This window comes from Pseudomonas sp. FSL R10-0056 (genome assembly GCF_009600105.1).
GTDB classification, from domain to species: Bacteria; Pseudomonadota; Gammaproteobacteria; order Pseudomonadales; family Pseudomonadaceae; genus Aquipseudomonas; species Aquipseudomonas bubulae.
Genome location: NZ_WIWL01000188.1, coordinates 1 through 18,524 on the forward strand (window position 1 = coordinate 1; position 18,524 = coordinate 18,524).

The 18,524-nt window shown below is 60.1% G+C and carries 12 protein-coding genes; 8 read left to right on the top strand and 4 right to left on the bottom strand.

All coding sequences use genetic code 11. From position 1 onward, the window contains the following. Positions 1-165 precede the first annotated feature (165 nt). The 6 genes from recC (at position 166) to GHO42_RS15580 (ending at position 11,922) form a co-directional block, all read left to right on the top strand. The gene (gene recC, locus GHO42_RS15555) at positions 166-3,615 is read left to right on the top strand and encodes an exodeoxyribonuclease V subunit gamma (protein WP_150628828.1); all 3,450 of its coding nucleotides are present in this window, start codon (positions 166-168) and stop codon (positions 3,613-3,615) included. Next, the gene (gene recB / locus GHO42_RS15560) at positions 3,615-7,304 is read left to right on the top strand and encodes an exodeoxyribonuclease V subunit beta (RefSeq protein ID WP_153327900.1); all 3,690 of its coding nucleotides are present in this window, start codon (positions 3,615-3,617) and stop codon (positions 7,302-7,304) included. Before recC ends, recB begins: the two co-directional genes overlap by 1 nt. Continuing rightward, positions 7,301-9,385: an exodeoxyribonuclease V subunit alpha gene (gene recD / locus GHO42_RS15565; protein WP_095025650.1), complete on the top strand. Its 2,085-nt coding sequence runs from the start codon at positions 7,301-7,303 to the stop codon at positions 9,383-9,385. The genes recB and recD overlap by 4 nt, the downstream gene beginning before the upstream one ends. 182 nt (positions 9,386-9,567) lie before the next feature. Beyond that, the gene (locus tag GHO42_RS15570; RefSeq protein ID WP_095002461.1) at positions 9,568-10,143 is read left to right on the top strand and encodes a YfiR family protein; all 576 of its coding nucleotides are present in this window, start codon (positions 9,568-9,570) and stop codon (positions 10,141-10,143) included. Next, complete coding sequence (locus tag GHO42_RS15575) at positions 10,140-11,411, top strand: diguanylate cyclase domain-containing protein (RefSeq protein ID WP_095002462.1); 1,272 nt, start codon at positions 10,140-10,142, stop codon at positions 11,409-11,411. Before GHO42_RS15570 ends, GHO42_RS15575 begins: the two co-directional genes overlap by 4 nt. A gap of 7 nt (positions 11,412-11,418) precedes the next feature. After that, entirely contained in the window at positions 11,419-11,922 is a 504-nt protein-coding gene (locus GHO42_RS15580; RefSeq protein ID WP_095002463.1) for an OmpA family protein, read from the top strand. Positions 11,923-11,990: 68 nt separating this feature from the next. Here the strand turns inward: GHO42_RS15580 and GHO42_RS15585 are convergent, their stop codons facing one another. Next, complete coding sequence (locus tag GHO42_RS15585) at positions 11,991-12,938, bottom strand: LysR family transcriptional regulator (RefSeq protein WP_095002464.1); 948 nt, start codon at positions 12,936-12,938, stop codon at positions 11,991-11,993. A 114-nt stretch (positions 12,939-13,052) separates the two neighbouring features. Between GHO42_RS15585 and GHO42_RS15590 the strand changes: the two genes are divergently transcribed. Then, entirely contained in the window at positions 13,053-14,567 is a 1,515-nt protein-coding gene (locus GHO42_RS15590; RefSeq protein WP_095002465.1) for a CoA-acylating methylmalonate-semialdehyde dehydrogenase, read from the top strand. An 11-nt stretch (positions 14,568-14,578) separates the two neighbouring features. Next, positions 14,579-15,466 (top strand): 3-hydroxyisobutyrate dehydrogenase, encoded by an 888-nt coding sequence (gene mmsB, locus GHO42_RS15595; RefSeq protein WP_095024391.1) that lies wholly within the window; start codon positions 14,579-14,581, stop codon positions 15,464-15,466. Positions 15,467-15,526: 60 nt separating this feature from the next. Here mmsB and GHO42_RS15600 read toward each other — a convergent pair whose 3' ends face one another. The 3 genes from GHO42_RS15600 to GHO42_RS15610 all read right to left on the bottom strand — a co-directional run bounded on the left by GHO42_RS15600 (position 15,527) and on the right by GHO42_RS15610 (position 18,431). Further along, the gene (locus GHO42_RS15600) at positions 15,527-15,871 is read right to left on the bottom strand and encodes a cupin domain-containing protein (RefSeq protein ID WP_016783536.1); all 345 of its coding nucleotides are present in this window, start codon (positions 15,869-15,871) and stop codon (positions 15,527-15,529) included. Between the two features lie 137 nt (positions 15,872-16,008). Next, complete coding sequence (locus tag GHO42_RS15605) at positions 16,009-17,412, bottom strand: amino acid permease (RefSeq protein WP_095018713.1); 1,404 nt, start codon at positions 17,410-17,412, stop codon at positions 16,009-16,011. 137 nt (positions 17,413-17,549) lie between these two features. Beyond that, complete coding sequence (locus GHO42_RS15610) at positions 17,550-18,431, bottom strand: LysR substrate-binding domain-containing protein (protein WP_095020640.1); 882 nt, start codon at positions 18,429-18,431, stop codon at positions 17,550-17,552. Between the last annotated feature and the right edge of the window lie 93 nt (positions 18,432-18,524).

Sequence of the window (18,524 nt, forward strand, 5' to 3'; positions counted from 1 at the left end):
TGTGAGAGTAGGTCATCGTCAAGATTAAATTCCAAACCCCCTGTCTGCTCACGCAGACAGGGGGTTTGTTTTTGTGGGCAGAAAAACAGCCGCAGCTTCAAGCCTCCATTGCCGAGCAATGTTAAGGTTCGCCTTTGGATTTCGCTTTCTCCTAAGGATGCCGTCATGTCGGTTGCTACGCCTCTCAATGCGGGTTTTATGGTGGTTCATGGCAACCGCCTCGATGAGTTACGCAGCCTGGTTGTCAGCTGGATGCGCCTTTACCCGCTGGCTCCTCTGGAGAACGAAATTGCTCTGGTGCAGAGTAACGGCATCGCCCAATGGTTAAAGCTGGCTCTTGCCGAAGATGCCCGCGACGACGACCTCGGCGGCTGCGGTATTGCTGCAGCCGTGGACGTGCAGTTGCCCGGCAGTTTTTTGTGGCAGCTCTATCGGCTGGTACTGGGCAGTGAAGAAATCCCCGCCAAGTCATTGCTCGATAAAGCCCCGCTGACCTGGCGTCTGATGCGCCTGCTGCCTGCCCTTATCGATCAGCCGCACTTCGAACCCCTGCAGCGCTTCCTGACTCACGACACCGATCTGCGCAAGCGCTATCAGCTGTCTGAGCGTCTTGCCGACCTGTTCGACCAATATCAGGTGTATCGCGCCGACTGGTTGGAGGACTGGGCCGCAGGTCGCCATCAATTGCGTAACGCCCGGGGCGAAAGCCCGGCCCTGAGCCCGGCTAACTGCTGGCAGGCCGAGTTGTGGCGTGCGCTTCTGCTCGATGTAGGTGAAGAGGGCATGTCACAGAGCCGTGCCGGCGTTCATCAGCGTTTTATGGACAAGATCAACAGCCTCGAGCAAGCCCCGCCCGGCTTGCCCGCGCGGGTGATCGTTTTTGGCATCTCGTCACTGCCTGCTCAGGCACTTGAAGCCCTGGCCGGGCTCGCCCGCTTCAGCCAGGTATTGTTGTGTGTGCACAACCCTTGCCGCCATCATTGGTCTGACATCGTTGCCGATAAAGATCTGCTGCGTCATCAGTACAAACGTCAGGCCCGCAAAAGCGGCATGCCTACAGCACTTGATCTGGATACCCTGCATCAGCATGCCCATCCCTTGCTGGCTGCCTGGGGTAAACAAGGCCGTGACTATATCAACCTGCTCGACAGCTACGACGAGCCCAACAGTTATCGCGCAGCTTTTCGCGATGGCCGTATCGACCTGTTCAGCGAAGTTGAACCGCTTAACCTGCTCAACCAGTTGCAGGACGATATTCTTGAGCTGCGCCCGCTCAACGAAACCCGGGAGCTATGGCCCGCCATCGATCTGGCACAGGATCGCTCAATACGCTTCCATGTTGCGCATAGTGCGCAGCGTGAAGTCGAGATCCTGCACGATCAGTTGCTCGCACGTTTCAGCGAGAACCCTCAGTTGCAGCCACGTGATGTGATTGTGATGGTGCCGGATGTGGACAGTTACGCGCCGCATATCCGTGCTGTTTTTGGGCAAATCGAACGTGATGATCGGCGCTTTATTCCCTACACCCTGGCCGACCAGGGGCAGCGTGGTCGTGATCCATTGCTGATCGCTCTCGAACACCTGCTTAAATTGCCTGACAGCCGTTTCCCCGTCAGTGAAATCCTGGATTTGCTCGACGTGCCATCACTGCGCGCCCGCTTCAAGGTGCAAGAGCGCGACTTGCCAACCTTGCATCGCTGGATTGAAGGTGCTGGCATTCGCTGGGGGTTGAATGCGCAGCAGCGTGCCGGTCTTGGTTTGCCCGAGCAACTGGAGCAAAACAGTTGGCGTTTTGGTTTGCGCCGCATGTTGCTCGGATATGCCGTAGGCAGTGGTGAGGCCTGCGACGGTATTGAGCCCTACGATGAGATCGGGGGGCTGGATGCCGTACTGATCGGCCCGCTGGTAGCTTTGCTCGATGCGTTGGAAATCGCTCATCAGGAGCTCTCGCAACCGGCATTGCCGCAGCTCTGGGGCGAGCGCCTGCAGGCTTTGGTGCAGCTGTTTTTCCAGGCCGAAACAGAGCACGACGACTACCTGTTGGCCCAGCTTGAAGAGCTGCGCGAAACCTGGCTCGAAACCTGTGAACTGGTTGGTCTGCAGGATGAGTTACCGCTGACCGTAGTACGCGAGGCCTGGCTTACCGGGCTTGACCAGGGCAAGTTGTCACAACGTTTCCTGGCCGGGGCGGTCAACTTCTGCACCCTGATGCCGATGCGGGCCATCCCCTTCAAGCTGGTATGCCTGCTGGGCATGAACGACGGCGACTACCCGCGAGCCCAGCCGCCGCTGGACTTCGATCTGATGGGCAGCGATTACCGCCCGGGCGATCGTTCGCGCCGCGAAGATGACCGTTACCTGCTTCTTGAAGCGCTGCTTTCGGCTCGTGATCAGCTTTATATCAGCTGGGTAGGGCGCAGTATTCGCGACAACAGCGAGCGTCCGGCCTGTGTCCTGATTGGCCAGCTGCGTGACCACCTTGCCAGTGGTTGGCATCTGCAAGGGGGCGGCGACCTGCTTGAGGCCATGACCCAAGAGCACCCACTGCAACCCTTTAGCACTCGTTACTTTCATGAAGGCAACCCTAACCTGTTCAGCTATGCGCGTGAATGGCAGCGCTTGCATGCGCCACAACCGGAGCCCGTTGGCCCCGGCACGCTTGGCGCGCATATCCAGGAAGAACCACTGAACCTGACGCAGTTACAGGATTTTTTGCGAAACCCAGTGCGCCACTTCTTTAGTCAGCGCCTGAAAGTATTCTTTGAGGCAGCGGAAGTACCTTTGGCCGATGAAGAACCTTTCGTACTCGACGCATTGCAGCGCTACACCTTGAGCGACAGCCTGCTTGAAGCTGCACTGGCGCAGCCGGATCAACTGGAAAGCGCCTTGCATACCCGTGCCCAGCGCCTGCAAGGCAGCGGTTTGCTGCCCATGGCCGGGTTTGGAGAGTGCCTGCAACACGAACTAATCGAGCCATTACCAGATGTACTACAGCGCTATCAGCAACTGCTGGCTCTTTGGCCTACACCGCTAAACAGCGCGTTGCCTGTCAGTTTTGAGGATCAAGGTCTGACGCTGGAAGGCTGGCTCGGCAATCTGCACCAGCGTAGCGACAAGGGCTTACTGTCTGTCACCACTATTCCTAATAGCATTGGTGCGATCAAAACCCGGAAATGGCACCGTTTGACCCGGCCATGGGTAAACCATCTGGCAGCCTGCGCCTGTGGCCTGCAGATGACGACCGCCCTGGTGGCCAGTGATGACACCTTGCTGCTCGAACCTCTGGACACCAGGCAGGCCCGGGAGATTCTTGGCAACTTGCTCACTGCCTGGAAAGTCGGAATGAGCCACCCGCTGCCTGTCGCGGTAAAAACTGCTTTTGCCTGGCTGGCCCAGACAGATCCGGCCAAGGCCGATGCGGCGGCGCAAAAAGCCTATGAGGGTGATGGCCAAACCAGTGACGGCGAGCGCCGTGAAAGCGCCGCCCTGGCCCGGCAGTTTCCTGACTATGCGGCCTTGATGGCTGGCGACGAATTCGAAGAGTGGTGCGATGCCCTCTATCGACCCCTTTTTGATGCGCCCTGGCGCTCATTAAACAGCGAGGCATCCCGCTAATGAGCGAGCAAAAATTACCGCTGGCCCTGGCATTTCCCCTGCGCGGTAGCCAATTGATCGAGGCCAGTGCAGGCACCGGTAAAACCTTCACGATCTCGGCACTCTACCTGCGCCTGATTTTGGGGCATGGCGGCGTAGAATCGGGTTTTGGCCGTGAGCTATTACCACCGCAAATTCTCGTGGTGACCTTTACTGATGCTGCCACCAAAGAACTGCGCGACCGCATCCGTACCCGCCTGGCAGAAGCCGCACGCTATTTTCGTGGCGAGATCGACGCGCCGGATGCCTTGGTCGAAGAACTGCGTGACCAGTTTGCTCCCGAGCAGTGGGCTGCTTGCGCCGGGCGTCTGGATATCGCCGCCCAATGGATGGACGAGGCTGCGGTCTCGACCATTCACGGTTGGTGCCAGCGCATGTTGCGCGAGCACGCTTTCGATAGCGGCAGCCTGTTTACCCAGACCCTGGAAACCGATCACAGCGACTTGCTGGGCGAAGTGCTGCGCGATTACTGGCGGCTGTTTTGCTACCCCATGCACGGCGACGCGCTGAACTGGGTGCGTGCCAACTGGAGCGGCCCCGCCGCCTTGATGCCGCGCGTGCGAGCGTTGTTTGGTAGCTCGCGCCAGCCAGCCAATGCTGAACAAACGCCTGCACAAATGATCGAAGCCTGCTTGCTGGAGCGCCGCCAGGCATTGGTGCAGCTTAAAGCCCCCTGGTTGCAATGGGCTCAAGAGCTGCGTGAGATCTGCCTGCAGGGCGTGGCCAGCAAAACGGTCGACGGTCGTAAAATGCAGGCCCGTTATTTTGAACCCTGGTTTGAAAAGCTCAGCGCCTGGGCGGCTGACGAAGATCAGGAACAGCTTGATCTGGGTACCGGCTTCACGCGTCTGACTCCCGACGGTATGGCCGAAGCCTGGAAAGGCGTTGCCCCGCAGCATCCGGGCCTGGATGCCATGCCCGGCCTCAAGGCCGCGCTCGATACCTTGCCGAGCCCGGACGCCGCCGTGCTGCAGCATGCGGCGCACTGGGTGAGTGTGCGTTTTGAAGAAGAAAAACGCCGCCGTGCCGAAATGGGTTTCGACGATATGCTACTGCGCCTGGACTCGGCATTGCAGGCCGATGGCGGTGATCGCCTGGCGACCCTGATTCGTGAACAGTTCCCCGTGGCGCTGATCGATGAGTTCCAGGACACCGACCCCGTGCAGTACCGTATCTTCGAGACCATCTACCGGATTGAAGACAATTGCCCAGACACCGGGCTGTTTTTGATTGGCGACCCGAAACAGGCTATCTATGCCTTTCGCGGGGCGGATATCTACACCTACTTGCGCGCACGTCAGGCGACTGCAGGGCGCTTGCACACGCTGGATACCAACTTCCGCTCCAGTCACGCCATGGTCAAGGCAGTCAATCATGTCTTTGAGCGGGCGGAGCTGCGCGATAGCGGACGTGGTGCATTTTTGTTCCGCGAGGGTTCAGAAAACCCCGTGCCCTTTGTTTCGGTTAAATCCCAAGGGCGTAAGGAAGTCCTGCAGCTTGATGGCCAGCCTGTCAGCGCCCTGACGCTCTGGCAATTGCCCTCCGAGCAACCGCTGTCGGGTGCTGTGTATCGTCAGTATCTGGCGGCCGCCTGTGCCAGCCAGATTGTCGAGCTGCTTAATGGTGGCCAGCAAGGGCGCTGCGGTTTTATCAAGGACGGCGAAGCACTGCGTGGCGTATTACCTGCCGACATCGCGATTCTCGTGCGTGACGGTAAGGAAGCTCAGGCCGTGCGGAGAGAATTATCGAGCCGTGGTGTGCGAAGCGTTTACCTGTCGGATAAGGATTCGGTGTACGCCGCGCAGGAAGCACATGATGTGCTGGCCTGGCTCAAGGCCTGCGCCGAGCCTGACGTCGAGCGCCCACTGCGTGCCGCATTGGCCTGTATCACCCTGGACTTGCCGCTGGTTGAGCTGGAGCGTCTGAACCAGGACGAACTGGCGTGGGAAAGACGCGTTATGCAGTTCCGCGGTTACCGCGAAACCTGGCGCAAGCAAGGGGTACTCGCCATGTTGCGTCGCCTGCTGCATGACTTTGAACTGCCCCAGGCCCTGATTGCCCGCCCCGATGGCGAGCGCGTGCTGACCAACGTCTTGCACTTGTCCGAATTGTTGCAGCAAGCCGCAGCCGAGCTGGACGGTGAGCAGGCGCTTATCCGTCATCTGGCCGAGCACCTGGCCTTGTCCGGCCAGGCGGGTGAAGAACAGATCCTGCGCCTGGAAAGTGACGAGCAACTGGTCAAGGTGGTGACTATCCACAAGTCCAAGGGACTGGAGTACCCGTTGGTGTTTTTGCCGTTTATCTGCTCCGCAAAACCGGTGGATGGCAGTCGTCTGCCGCTGCACTTCCACGATGCTGCGGGCAACGCCCAGGTCAGTTTGAAACCGACGCCAGAGCTGATTGCCCAGGCCGATGACGAGCGTCTGGCCGAAGACCTGCGCTTGCTGTACGTAGCCCTGACCCGTGCCCGGCATGCGTGTTGGCTGGGGGTTGCCGACCTCAAGCGCGGCAATAGCAATCGCTCGGTCTTGCACCTCTGCGCCCTGGGTTATTTGCTGGGTGGTGGTGCCATGCTGGCCGAGTCGGCGGGCTTGCAGAGCTGGTTGGCCGAGGTGCAGCAAGGTTGCGACGCCTTGCAGTGCGAACCCGTTCCAGCTGCTGACGCGGCGCATTTTTATCCACCGCTCAACCAGGCAACCTTGCTTGAGCCGCTGATCCCGGGCCGCCGCGCCGCTGAAAACTGGTGGATCGCTTCCTATAGCGCACTGCGCATTGGTGACAGCCTCAGCCCGGCCGAAGCACCTGAAAGTGCCTTGGCGCAAAAGCTCTCGGATGATGAGCGACTCGACCCTGAGGCACCGCGTGAAGTGTTGCTCAGTGGGGGTGATATTCACCGCTTCCCCCGTGGGCCAAATCCCGGGACTTTTCTCCATGGCCTGCTTGAATGGGCGGGCAGCGAAGGCTTCAAGGCCGACCCCGAAGCGATCAAGGACGCCGTAGCACGGCGCTGCAACCGGCGTGGCTGGCAAGGCTGGATCGAAACCTTGAGTGACTGGCTGCAGCATCTGCAAGATGAACCGCTGCGTCTGAATAATGGTCAGCCCGCTGTGGTCTTGAGTGAGTTGAGCCAGTACCAGATTGAAATGGAATTCTGGTTTGCCAGCCACAAGGTCGATGTTGTGCAGATGGACACACTGGTGCGTCAGCATACCCACGGTGGCGCCGCGCGGGCGGGGGCCGAGCCGAGCCTGCTCAACGGCATGTTCAAGGGCTTTATCGACCTGACCTTCGAGCACCAGGGGCGTTATTACGTGGCGGACTACAAATCCAACTGGCTGGGTACCGATGATTCGGCCTACACCGAGCAGGCGATGACCGCCTCCATTCTGGACAACCGCTACGACCTGCAATATGTCCTGTATTTGTTGGCTTTGCATCGTCAGCTCAAGGCTCGATTGCCCGGCTATGACTACGACCAGCATATGGGCGGCGCACTGTATCTGTTTTTGCGTGGTACCCGCGCCCAGGGACAGGGCGTGTTTTTCACCCGCCCGCCCAGACTATTGATCGAAAGCCTGGACCTGATGTTCCAGGGCAAACCGCTGCCGAAAACAGCTGAACCGGCGTGGGAACAGGGAGTGTTGTTATGAGTCGTTCGTTTGCCGAACTGTTGCCTACGCCATTGACGGCCGAAAGCCTGGCCCTGCTTCAACCGCTGGGCCGGGCCGAGGATTTGCTGTTGTTACTTGAACGCTGGGTCGAGCGCGGCTGGTTGCGCGCTCTGGATAAGGCCTTCGTCGCGTTCCTGCATGAGCGCGATCCGCAGGGCGACCCCCTGGTGTTGCTGGCGGCGGCCCTGACCAGCCATCAACTGGGCCACGGTCATGTGTGCCTGGATTTGTTTGAAACCCTGAAAGAGCCGGATTTTGCACTCTCTTTACCCCCCGAAGGTGATGTGCAAACCGGCGCCATGCTGCTGCCTTCGCAACTGCTTGAGGCCCTGGACGGCGAGGCCTGGTGCAAGGCCCTGCAAGCCAGCCCGCTGGTTGAACACACGGGCTGGTCGTCTGCGGATGCGGCCAGCCGACCCTTGGTATTGAGTGAGCGGCGTCTGTATTTGCGTCGCTATTGGGCCTATGAACGTCGAATCGACGGTGCCTTGCGCCAACGTCTGGCGATGGCTGAAGCGACACCGGCGGATTTGCCTACGCGCCTTGACGGTTTGTTTGGCAGACCTGCACAGGATGCGCCGATTGACTGGCAAAAACTGGCCTGCGCCCTGGCCACGCGGGGAGCTTTCAGCATTGTCACTGGTGGCCCCGGCACCGGTAAGACCACCACCGTGGTGCGTTTGCTGGCGTTGTTGCAAGCACCGGCGGTAGAGGCGGGCACGCCTTTGCGCATTCGCCTGGCGGCACCGACCGGCAAGGCGGCTGCGCGCCTGACAGAGTCGATCAGCCTGCAAGTCAAATCCCTGGAAGTGGACGACAAGGTCCGGCAAAAAATCCCCAGCGACGTGACCACTGTTCATCGCCTGCTCGGCAGCCGCCCCGGTACGCGGCATTTTCGCCATCATGCGGGCAATCGCCTGCCGCTGGACGTGCTGGTGGTTGATGAGGCGTCGATGATCGATCTGGAAATGATGGCCAATTTGCTCGATGCCCTACCTGCTCATGCGCGGCTGGTGCTGCTGGGTGACAAGGACCAGTTGGCATCGGTTGAAGCCGGTGCCGTGCTGGGTGATTTGTGCCGCGACGCCGAAGCGGGCTGGTATACCCCGCAAACCCGAAACTGGCTGGAGCAGGTTAGCGGCGAAAATCTCAGTGCCAGTGGTTTGCAGCAAGACCTGGACAGTACGCACCCGCTGGCGCAGCAGGTAGTGATGCTGCGCCACTCGCGGCGCTTTGGTGAGGGCAGCGGTATTGGCCAGCTGTCGCGTCTGGTCAACCAGCAACTGCCCCGCGAAGCGCGTGCCTTGCTGGCGGCAGGCAGCCATGCCGACCTCTTTGCGTTGCCCCTCAAGGGTGAGCAGGACCGCGCATTTGAACGTCTGGCGCTGGAAGGGCGGGGGACAGAGGCTAAAGGCTATCGGCACTACCTGGAGGTTTTGCGCGATCAGCGACCAGACACCGAGAGCGGTCTTGAAGACCCGTGTTGGGCGGTATGGGCGGGTAACGTGCTGCAGGCGTTCGAGGCCTTTCAGGTGCTCTGCGCCGTGCGCAAGGGACCGTGGGGCGTGGAGGGCCTGAATGAGCGTATCACCGGCGCCCTGTTTGCCCGCAAGCTGATTGATGGCGACCGGCATTGGTACGAAGGCCGCCCGGTGCTGATGACCCGCAATGATTACGGACTGGGCCTGATGAACGGCGATATTGGCATCGCCCTCACACTTCCCGAGGGTGATGGTCAGGCCCGGCGTCATGTATTGCGGGTGGCTTTCGCGCGTAACGACGGGCAGGGCGGCATCCGTTTTGTACTGCCAAGCCGGCTCAATGATGTCGAGACGGTCTATGCCATGACCGTACATAAATCCCAGGGCTCGGAGTTTTCCCATACGGCGTTGGTGCTGCCCGAAGCGCTCAACCCGGTGTTGACGAAAGAACTGATCTATACCGGTATCACCCGGGCCAAGCACTGGTTCAGTCTGATAGAGCCGCGAGCGGGAGTTTTTGAGGAGGCCGTACAGCGCAAGGTCAAGCGCCTGAGCGGGTTGATGCTGGGGCTGGGATAGCCGAAGTCTTGATCCTGATCGGGGTACTTTTTTGTGGGAGCTGGCAAACTTGGGTGATGCCATCGCGAGCAAGCCCGCTCCCACAAGAAATGGCGCGTCCAATGTGACCTGTATCACAGTTAATACGGTTGTCGTGCTATCGTTACGACACTATTCCCATAAAGATCTCAGAGAAATCCCGCATGGATGTGGCTGTCTCATCGACAGAACAGCACTTTGGATGGCGGCTACGGCTGATTTCCTTTTGCCTGTTACTGCTGAGCACTCCTTGTCTGGTTCAGGCTCAAACGCCCATCAACCTGGCGGATCAGCGCGCCAAGGCCGTGACCCAGGTTGTGCTGGGCATCCTCAGTTATGCGCGCTGGCCCACAGAGCCGGCACAACTGCAGTTGTGCGTGATCGGCCCCACCGAATACACCGATGACCTGCTTAAGGGCGCGACCCAGTCTACTGGCCGACCGGTGCAGGTGCGTCGCGTGCTGGCGAGTGACCCCGGCATCGCCAGCAGTTGCAACGCGGTATACCTGGGCAAGCTGAGCGCCGACGAGCGCAGTCGCCTGTTTAGCAGCCTCAACACCAAGGCGGTGCTGAGCATCAGCGAAGACGGTGACCAATGCACCGTGGGCAGCCTGTTTTGCCTGCATGTGCGTGATGAGCAAGTGTCGTTCGAGGTCAACCTCGACTCCGTCGCCCGCAGCGGTGTACGTATTCACCCCAGCGTGTTGCAACTGTCACGCCGTCGGGCGGCGCAGCCATGAGCGGGTTGAATGCGCCGCAACGACGTCGCCGGCTGCGTTCGGTGTTGCGCCGTGGGCATCTTGGCGTGGCACTGGTTGCGGTGACACTGGCCAGCGCCTCCATGACCCTGCTGGGCGTGCTGGCGCTCAAGGTCTATGCCGATCACAACCTGCACCTGATTGCCCGCTCCATCAACTACACCGTGGAAGCGGCCGTGGTGTTTGACGACCCCGGGGCAGCAACCGAGGCCCTGGCCTTGATTGCTTCCACCGAAGCGGTCGCCGAGGCTCAGGTGTATACCGCCGAGGGTGAACTGCTCGCGCAATGGCAGCGTCCGCAAACCGATCTGCTGTCCAGGGTCGAAATGCTGTTGGCCGATGGCTTGCTGCAGCAGCCGATCAGCATGCCGATTTTGCATCAGGGCCAGGAGGTTGGCCGGGTCGTTCTGCGCGGGCATGGCGCCAATATGCTGCGTTTTTTGCTTAGCGGCTTGCTTGGCGTGCTGGTGTGTACCGCGCTCAGTGCCTGGAGTGCGCTGTACCTGTCGCGCCGGCTGCTGGATGGCATTACCGGGCCTTTGCAGCAGCTGGCGCAAGTGGCTCACGCTGCCCGTCGTGAACGTGCGTTCGATCGTCGCGTACCGCCCGCGCATATTGCCGAGCTCGACAGTCTGGGCAACGACTTCAATGCCTTGCTCGACGAGCTGGAGTCATGGCAAAGCCATCTGCAAAACGAAAATGAGGCCCTGGCCCATCAGGCCAGCCACGATTCGCTCACCAACCTGCCTAACCGCGCCTACTTTGAAGCTCGGTTGACGCGCACTCTGCGCTCGCTCAATAAAACGCGGGACAAGGCTGCGGTGCTGTTTCTCGACAGTGACCGCTTCAAGGGCATCAATGATGCCTACGGCCATGCCGCCGGTGATGCGGTGCTGGTAGCGGTAGCAACGCGCATTCGTGCGCAACTGCGTGAAGACGACGTAGTGGCGCGCCTGGGCGGTGACGAATTTGCGATCTTGCTGACTCCGCTGCACAAAATAGAAGATGCCCAGCGCATTGCCGAGAAGATCATTGCCAGCATGCTTGAGGCCATCGAACTGCCGGGGCAGGTGAGCGTCGTGACATCGCTGAGTATCGGCATTGCCGTCTACCCCGAACATGGTGCAAGCGCCCAGGAACTGCTCTGTGCAGCGGACTCGGCGATGTACCAGGCCAAGCGCCTCGCCCGAGGCGGGCAACATGTAGCGGAGTCGGAGCACCCCGCAAACACCGTAAATATCAGGAGCTAACTCAAAAATGCGTGCATTGACCCAGCGTTATCTGCAGTTTTTCAGCGTTGCCTTGTTGTTGGCCACGTTGTCGTTGACCGGTTGCCAGACTCCCCCGCCAAAGGGTCTGACCCCGGCGCAGATTGCGGTCCTCAAGGAACAGGGCTTTGAGTTGACCGAAGAGGGCTGGGCATTTGGTCTTTCGGGCAAAGTGCTGTTTGGCAGCGACCTTGAAGTGCTTAACCCACAGAGCCAGGAAATCGTTGAGCGTATCGGCACGGCCTTGCTGGGTGCCGATATCCAGCGGGTGCGGGTGGATGGTCACACCGACTCTTCGGGCAAGGAGTCCTACAACGAGCAACTGTCGGTACGCCGCGCCAACAGCGTGGTCAAGGCCCTGACCAAAGTTGGCATGCGCCCTGAGAATATCCAGGTCCGTGGGTTGGGTAGTCGCGAGCCGGTAGCCAGCAACAACACCCGGGCCGGGCGTACGGAAAACCGCCGTGTGTCGATTGTGGTGATTGCCGACTGATAAGCCGGGTCCGTAGCAGCTGCCGAAGGAACGAGGCTGCGTTCGGCAGCTGCTACGGGGCGGTGTGGTCAGTCCACAAACCTCATGCCCCGGGTCTCGCCCAGCAACAGCGGCGCATTCAGTTCCGTCACTTCGCGGATGTAATCCCATAGCAGGGTGATGCGTTTCAACTTCCTCAGGTCTTCGCGGCAGTACATCCAGAACTGCCGCGTCAGGGTGACCTCGCCCGGCAATACCGGCAGCAAACGCGGGTCCTGGGCGGCCAGAAAGCACGGCAAAATCGCCAGCGAGCGGCCCTGCTGCGCTGCCACGAATTGCGCAATCACGCTGGTGCTGCGCAGGTTGGCGCTGGCGCCAGGCAGCACGTTGGCCAGGTACAGCAGCTCCGAACTGAACGCCAGATCGTCCACATAGCTAATAAAAGTGTGCTCGGCCAAATCCGCCGCCCGGTTGATAGGCGGGTGCTGGTCCAGATACTCCTGGGTGGCATACAGCTGCAAGCGGTAGTCGCATAGCTTGCAGCACACATAGGGCCCGTGTTCCGGACGCTCCAGGGCGATCACGATATCCGCCTCGCGCTTGGACAGGCTGATGAAGTGCGGCAGGGGCAGGATATCCACTGAAATGGCCGGGTAGGCGTCGACAAAATGGCTGAGCTGAGGGGTGATAAAAAAGCTCCCGAACCCCTCCGTGCAACCCATGCGCACATGCCCGGACAACGCCACCCCCGAGCCCGACACCTGCTCGCAGGCCATATGCAGGGTACTTTCGATGGCCTCGGCATAGCCCAGCAAGCGCTGGCCCTCGTTGGTCAGGGTGAAGCCGTTGGTGCGTGATTTTTCAAACAGCAGTGTGCCGAGGGCAGCCTCCAGCGAACTGATGCGTCGCGATACGGTGGTGTAGTCCACCGCCAGCCGTTTGGCCGCAGTGCTGGCTTTACGGGTACGGGCCACCTCGAGAAAAAACTTCAGGTCGTCCCAGTTCAATGCGCTTAACGATGTGATGTTTTTTTGCATGTTTGATCGGCTTTTATGTGCGTTCTTATTAGAAGAACGCACACCTATACTCCAAAAACAGTCCTGCGACCAATCTGGACAGCCCTACTTAAAATAATAATGCCGGAGACTTCCATGAACGTTTCTACCACCCCGTACCAAAACGCCCGCCTGCTGATCGATGGCGAATGGGTCGAGTCGCAGACCACCGAGTGGCACGACATCATCAACCCCGCCACTCAGCAAGTGCTGGCCAAAGTACCGTTTGCCACTGCCGCTGAAGTCAACGCCGCCATCGCTGCTGCCCAGCGCGCTTTCCAGACCTGGAAGCTGACGCCCATTGGCGCGCGCATGCGCATCATGCTCAAGCTGCAGGCGCTGATTCGCGAGCACTCCAAGCGCATCGCCACTGTGCTCAGTGCCGAACAGGGTAAAACCATTGCCGACGCCGAGGGCGATATTTTCCGCGGCCTGGAAGTGGTCGAGCATGCTTGCTCCATCGGCACCTTGCAGATGGGTGAATTCGCTGAAAACGTTGCGGGCGGGGTGGATACCTACACCTTGCGCCAACCTATCGGGGTCTGCGCCGGGATCACACCGTTCAATTTCCCGGCCATGATTCCGCTATGGATGTTCCCGATGGCCATCGCCTGCGGTAACACCTTCGTTCTCAAACCGTCCGAGCAAGACCCGCTGTCGACCTTGATGCTGGTCGAGCTGGCGCTGGAAGCCGGGGTTCCGCCGGGTGTGCTCAACGTCGTGCATGGCGGCAAGGATGTGGTGGATGCGCTGTGCACCCACACCGATATCAAAGCGGTTTCGTTCGTTGGCTCAACCGCCGTCGGTACCCACGTTTATGACCTGGCGGGCCGTCACGGCAAGCGCGTGCAATCGATGATGGGCGCGAAAAACCACGCCGTGGTGTTGGCCGATGCCAACCGCGAGCAAACCCTCAACGCGCTGGTCGGTGCCGGTTTTGGCGCAGCCGGCCAACGCTGTATGGCTACCTCGGTGGTGGTACTGGTGGGGGCGGCGAAAAAATGGCTGCCGGACCTCAAGGCGCTGGCGCAAAAACTCAAGGTCAACGCCGGCAGCGAGGCGGGTACGGATGTAGGTCCGGTGATCTCCAGGCGTGCTAAAGAGCGGGTACTGGGGTTGATCGAAAGCGGCATCAAAGAAGGCGCAGTGCTGGAACTGGATGGCCGCAACATCAAGGTCCCGGGTTTCGAACAAGGCAACTTTATCGGGCCGACCCTGTTTTCAGGCGTCACCACCGATATGCAAATCTATACCCAGGAAATTTTCGGCCCGGTGCTGGTGGTGATTGAGGTCGATACCCTCGACCAGGCCATTGCACTGGTCAACGCCAACCCGTTTGGCAACGGCACCGGCCTGTTTACCCAAAGCGGCGCTGCAGCGCGCAAGTTCCAGACTGAAATCGATGTGGGCCAGGTCGGTATCAATATCCCGATCCCGGTGCCGGTGCCGTTCTTCAGCTTCACGGGTTCCCGTGGCTCGAAACTCGGCGATCTTGGCCCGTACGGCAAGCAAGTGGTGCAGTTCTATACTCAAACCAAGACCGTCACCAGTCGCTGGTTCGACGATGACAGCGTGAATGATGGCGTCAACACAACCATCAATCTTCGTTGAGGGCACACACCATGAATATCGCATTTATCGGCCTGGGCAACATGGGCGCACCAATGGCGCGCAACCTGCTCAAGGCCGGGCATTCGCTGAACCTGTTTGATCTGAACCAAAGCATTCTCGCCGAGCTGGCCGCCCTGGGTGGCCATATCAGCACCTCGCCTCGGGAGGCCGTCCAAGGCACCGAACTGGTGATCACCATGCTCCCGGCTGCTGCCCATGTGCGCAGCGTGTGGCTGGGTGAGGACGGCGTGCTGGCTGGCATCGGCGCAGGTGTACCCGCCGTTGATTGCAGCACCATCGACCCGCAGACCGCCCGCGATGTCGCCGCTGCAGCCGCCAAACAGGGCGTGCAGATGGCCGATGCGCCGGTGTCCGGCGGCACCGGTGGCGCGCAGGCGGGCACCCTGACCTTTATGGTCGGCGCTCCCCAGGCGCTGTTCGACACCCTGCACCCTGTACTCGAACAAATGGGCCGCAACATCGTCCATTGCGGGGATGTGGGCACCGGCCAAGTGGCTAAAATCTGCAACAACCTGCTGCTCGGGATCTCCATGGTCGGCGTCAGCGAGGCCATGGCCCTGGGGGCTGCACTGGGTATCGACAGCGAAGTACTGGCCGGGGTGATCAACAGCTCCACCGGGCGCTGCTGGAGCTCGGAGGTGTACAACCCGTGGCCGGGCATCGTTGAAACCGCCCCTGCGTCACGCGGCTATACCGGTGGATTTGGTGCCGAGCTGATGCTCAAGGATCTGGGGCTGGCCACCGAGGCAGCACGTCAGGCCCACCAGCCTGTGGTGATGGGTGCCGTGGCGCAACAGCTGTATCAGGCCATGAGCCTGCGCGGCGAAGGCGGCAAGGATTTCTCGGCCATCATCAACAGCTATCGCAAACCTCAGTAACTGGTCGCTTTACCGGGAGCCCGCGTCGGGCGGGCTCCCGGGTTTTTTGCGTGGTTTCACTCAGGCAAAAACGAAATACTTGCGCACGGTTTCAACCACTTCCCATGTGCCTTTCATGCCCGGCTCGACCACAAAGATATCCCCGGCCCGCAGATGGATCGGTTCTTTGCCCTCTGGGGTGATGATGCAATAGCCCTCACGGAAATCGCAGTATTCCCACTTCACATATTCCACATACCACTTGCCGGGCGTGCAAATCCACGTGCCCATGATCTTGCTGCCGTCTTCGCTGGTGTAGGCGTTGAGGTTGACGGTATGGGGGTCGCCTTCGAGTTTTTCCCATTTGCAGGCATCGAGCACGGGCAGGGGATGGGTGTCGCGAAGCACGGTGATTGGCGCAGACATAAGACCTCCGGTGATGGGTTATCGAACCTCACCCTAACCGCAGCGATACTCTGACAGATGCCTGGTTCCGACCCCCAGATGCGCAAAAGCCCCGGCACTGTTTTCAGTGCCGGGGCTTTTTTGTAACAGCCAAATGCTTAGTGCGAGTTGGCCAGAGCCTTACCGGTGCGCAGGCGCAGCACATAGAAGCCGTAGATGATCAGCAGCCACACCGGAATCGCATACACCGACGCACGAACGTCGGGGATCATCCAGATAACCGAGACGATCACCGCCATAAACACCAGGCACAGGATATTGCTGAACGGGAACCAGAATGCCTTGAACGAAGGCGTCACGCCCTGAACGGCCATGGCCTTGCGGAACTTGATATGGGTGAGGCTGATCAGTGCCCAGTTGATCATCAGCGAGGCAACCACCAGGGCAAACAGCAGCTCCAGTGCCTTGTGCGGGGCCACATAGTTGACCACCACGCACAACAGCGTCACCAGTGCCGACACGCCCAGTGCACGCAACGGCACGCCATTTTTGGTCAGCTTCATCAGGGCTTTGGGGGCATCACCCTGCTCGGCCAGGCCAAACAGCATGCGGCTGTTGCAGTACACGCCGCTGTTATAGACCGACAGCGCGGCAGTCAGTACCACAAAGTTGAGGATTTGCGCGGCGGTATCACTGCCGATCAAGGCAAAGATCTGCACAAACGGGCTGCTGCCGTAGGCATCGCCGCCGGCGCCCAGGGTTACCAGCAACTGGTCCCACGGGTACAGTGCCAGCAGCACGGTCAGGGCGCCCACGTAGAAAATAAGGATCCGGTACACCACCTGGTTGATGGCCTTGGGGATCACCTTTTTCGGCTCGCTGGCTTCCGCCGCGGTGATACCCACCAGCTCCAGGCCACCGAAGGAAAACATGATAAAGGCCATGGCCATCAGTAGCCCCATGCCGCCATTGGGGAAGAACCCGCCGTGGCTCCACAGGTTGCTGATCGACGCCTGAGGGCCGCCGGTGCCGCTGAACAGCAGGTAGCAACCCAGGACGATCATGCCGACAATCGCCACCACCTTGATAATGGCAAACCAGAATTCCATTTCGCCGAACACTTTCACGTTCAGGGTATTGATCAGGTTGACCAGTACAAAGAACACCACGGCGCTGACCCAGGTTGGCACCTCGGGCCACCAGAACTGGATGTACTTGCCCACGGCCGTCAGCTCGGCCATGCCCACCAGCACATACAGTACCCAATAGTTCCAGCCCGACAGAAACCCCGCATAACCGCCCCAGTACTTGTGGGCAAAGTGGCTGAAGGAACCGGCCACTGGCTCTTCGACGATCATTTCGCCGAGTTGGCGCATGATCAGGAACGCGATAAAGCCGGCGATCGCATAGCCCAGGATCATCGACGGCCCGGCCGACTTGAGTACGCCCGCCGACCCCAGAAACAGGCCCGTACCGATAGCGCCGCCCAGGGCAATCAGCTGGATATGGCGGTTTTTCAAACCGCGTTTGAGTGTGACCGGGGGGGAATTAGCGTCAGCCATCGGGTGCCCTGTGAGTTGTTATTCTCAAAACTGGATAAAAGTACCCGTGGGCAAAGGCGCCCCGGGTGTCGCAAGCCCCGGATATTACTCTGGGTAAAAACCAAGGCATACAGGCTGGCAGTAAACGGCGACTATTCTTACAAGCTCAAAGCTTCCAGCAATGCCATGGCATAGGTGGGCAATTGCGCAAACGAGCGGGCGCACAGCAGCAATTTGCGATCAGCCCAGGGCTCGCTCAAATTCACCACTTCAAAGGTGCGCGGGGCCTGCCAGCGCTCGATGGTGGCCCTGGGCACAATCCCCAGCCCGGCGCCGCGAGCGACCATGCGCAATACCCCGTCAAAGCCTTCGGCACGGATACGCACCTGCATGCGACACCCCATATGCAGTGCCTGTTCTTCCAGGTACACCGCCAGCGCGCTGCTGGCCGACAACCCGACATAGTCATGGCTCAGGGTGTCGCTGAACGAGAGGCCGGGCCTGTGGGCCAGCGGGTGGTCGAGGGGCATGACCAGTACCAGCGGGTCATCGCGAAAGGGCCGGGTTTGCAGGTCACGGGTGTCTACCGCGTTGGAGATCACACCGATATCGGCCGCGTCCAGGCGCAGGGCATGGGTGATGCGCAGGCTGGTGAGTTCTTGCTGGTCGACGCTTATGGCAGGGTGCTGGCGTACAAAGTCAGCGAGCAGCTCGGGCAGGTATTCGGTGAGGGCGGCGGTGTTGCACAGCAGGCGGATACGGCCTTTGAAGCCCTGGGCGTATTCGCTCAGGTCGTGGTTCATGCGCTCCACCTGCTGCAACAGTAACCGGGCATGTTGGGCCAGCGCTTGCCCGGCAGGGGTAGGGCTGATGCCACGACGGCTGCGCTGCAAAAACGCCACGCCCAGGGACGCTTCCATCGCCCGGATCCGCGCACTGGCGGCAGGCAGCGATAGATGGCTGAGGCTGGCGCCGGCGGTGATATTGCCTGCCTGCAGCACATTCAAATACAGACGCAGGTCAACCAGGTCGAAGTGCATGAAAGGTCCTTGAAGATTCTGTAAAGATTCTAAATAGCGCCGCAAACCACTGTTGTAGCAGCCTTCGGCAGCTGCTACGGGCGAGGGGTTCTG

Coding starts and splice junctions, on each gene's coding strand:
- recC (WP_150628828.1), top strand. CDS start 166: ATGTCGGTTGCTACGCCTCTCAATGCGGGTTTTATGGTGGTTCATGGC.
- recB (WP_153327900.1), top strand. CDS start 3,615: ATGAGCGAGCAAAAATTACCGCTGGCCCTGGCATTTCCCCTGCGCGGT.
- recD (WP_095025650.1), top strand. CDS start 7,301: ATGAGTCGTTCGTTTGCCGAACTGTTGCCTACGCCATTGACGGCCGAA.
- GHO42_RS15570 (WP_095002461.1), top strand. CDS start 9,568: ATGGATGTGGCTGTCTCATCGACAGAACAGCACTTTGGATGGCGGCTA.
- GHO42_RS15575 (WP_095002462.1), top strand. CDS start 10,140: ATGAGCGGGTTGAATGCGCCGCAACGACGTCGCCGGCTGCGTTCGGTG.
- GHO42_RS15580 (WP_095002463.1), top strand. CDS start 11,419: ATGCGTGCATTGACCCAGCGTTATCTGCAGTTTTTCAGCGTTGCCTTG.
- GHO42_RS15585 (WP_095002464.1), bottom strand. CDS start 12,938: ATGCAAAAAAACATCACATCGTTAAGCGCATTGAACTGGGACGACCTG.
- GHO42_RS15590 (WP_095002465.1), top strand. CDS start 13,053: ATGAACGTTTCTACCACCCCGTACCAAAACGCCCGCCTGCTGATCGAT.
- mmsB (WP_095024391.1), top strand. CDS start 14,579: ATGAATATCGCATTTATCGGCCTGGGCAACATGGGCGCACCAATGGCG.
- GHO42_RS15600 (WP_016783536.1), bottom strand. CDS start 15,871: ATGTCTGCGCCAATCACCGTGCTTCGCGACACCCATCCCCTGCCCGTG.
- GHO42_RS15605 (WP_095018713.1), bottom strand. CDS start 17,412: ATGGCTGACGCTAATTCCCCCCCGGTCACACTCAAACGCGGTTTGAAA.
- GHO42_RS15610 (WP_095020640.1), bottom strand. CDS start 18,431: ATGCACTTCGACCTGGTTGACCTGCGTCTGTATTTGAATGTGCTGCAG.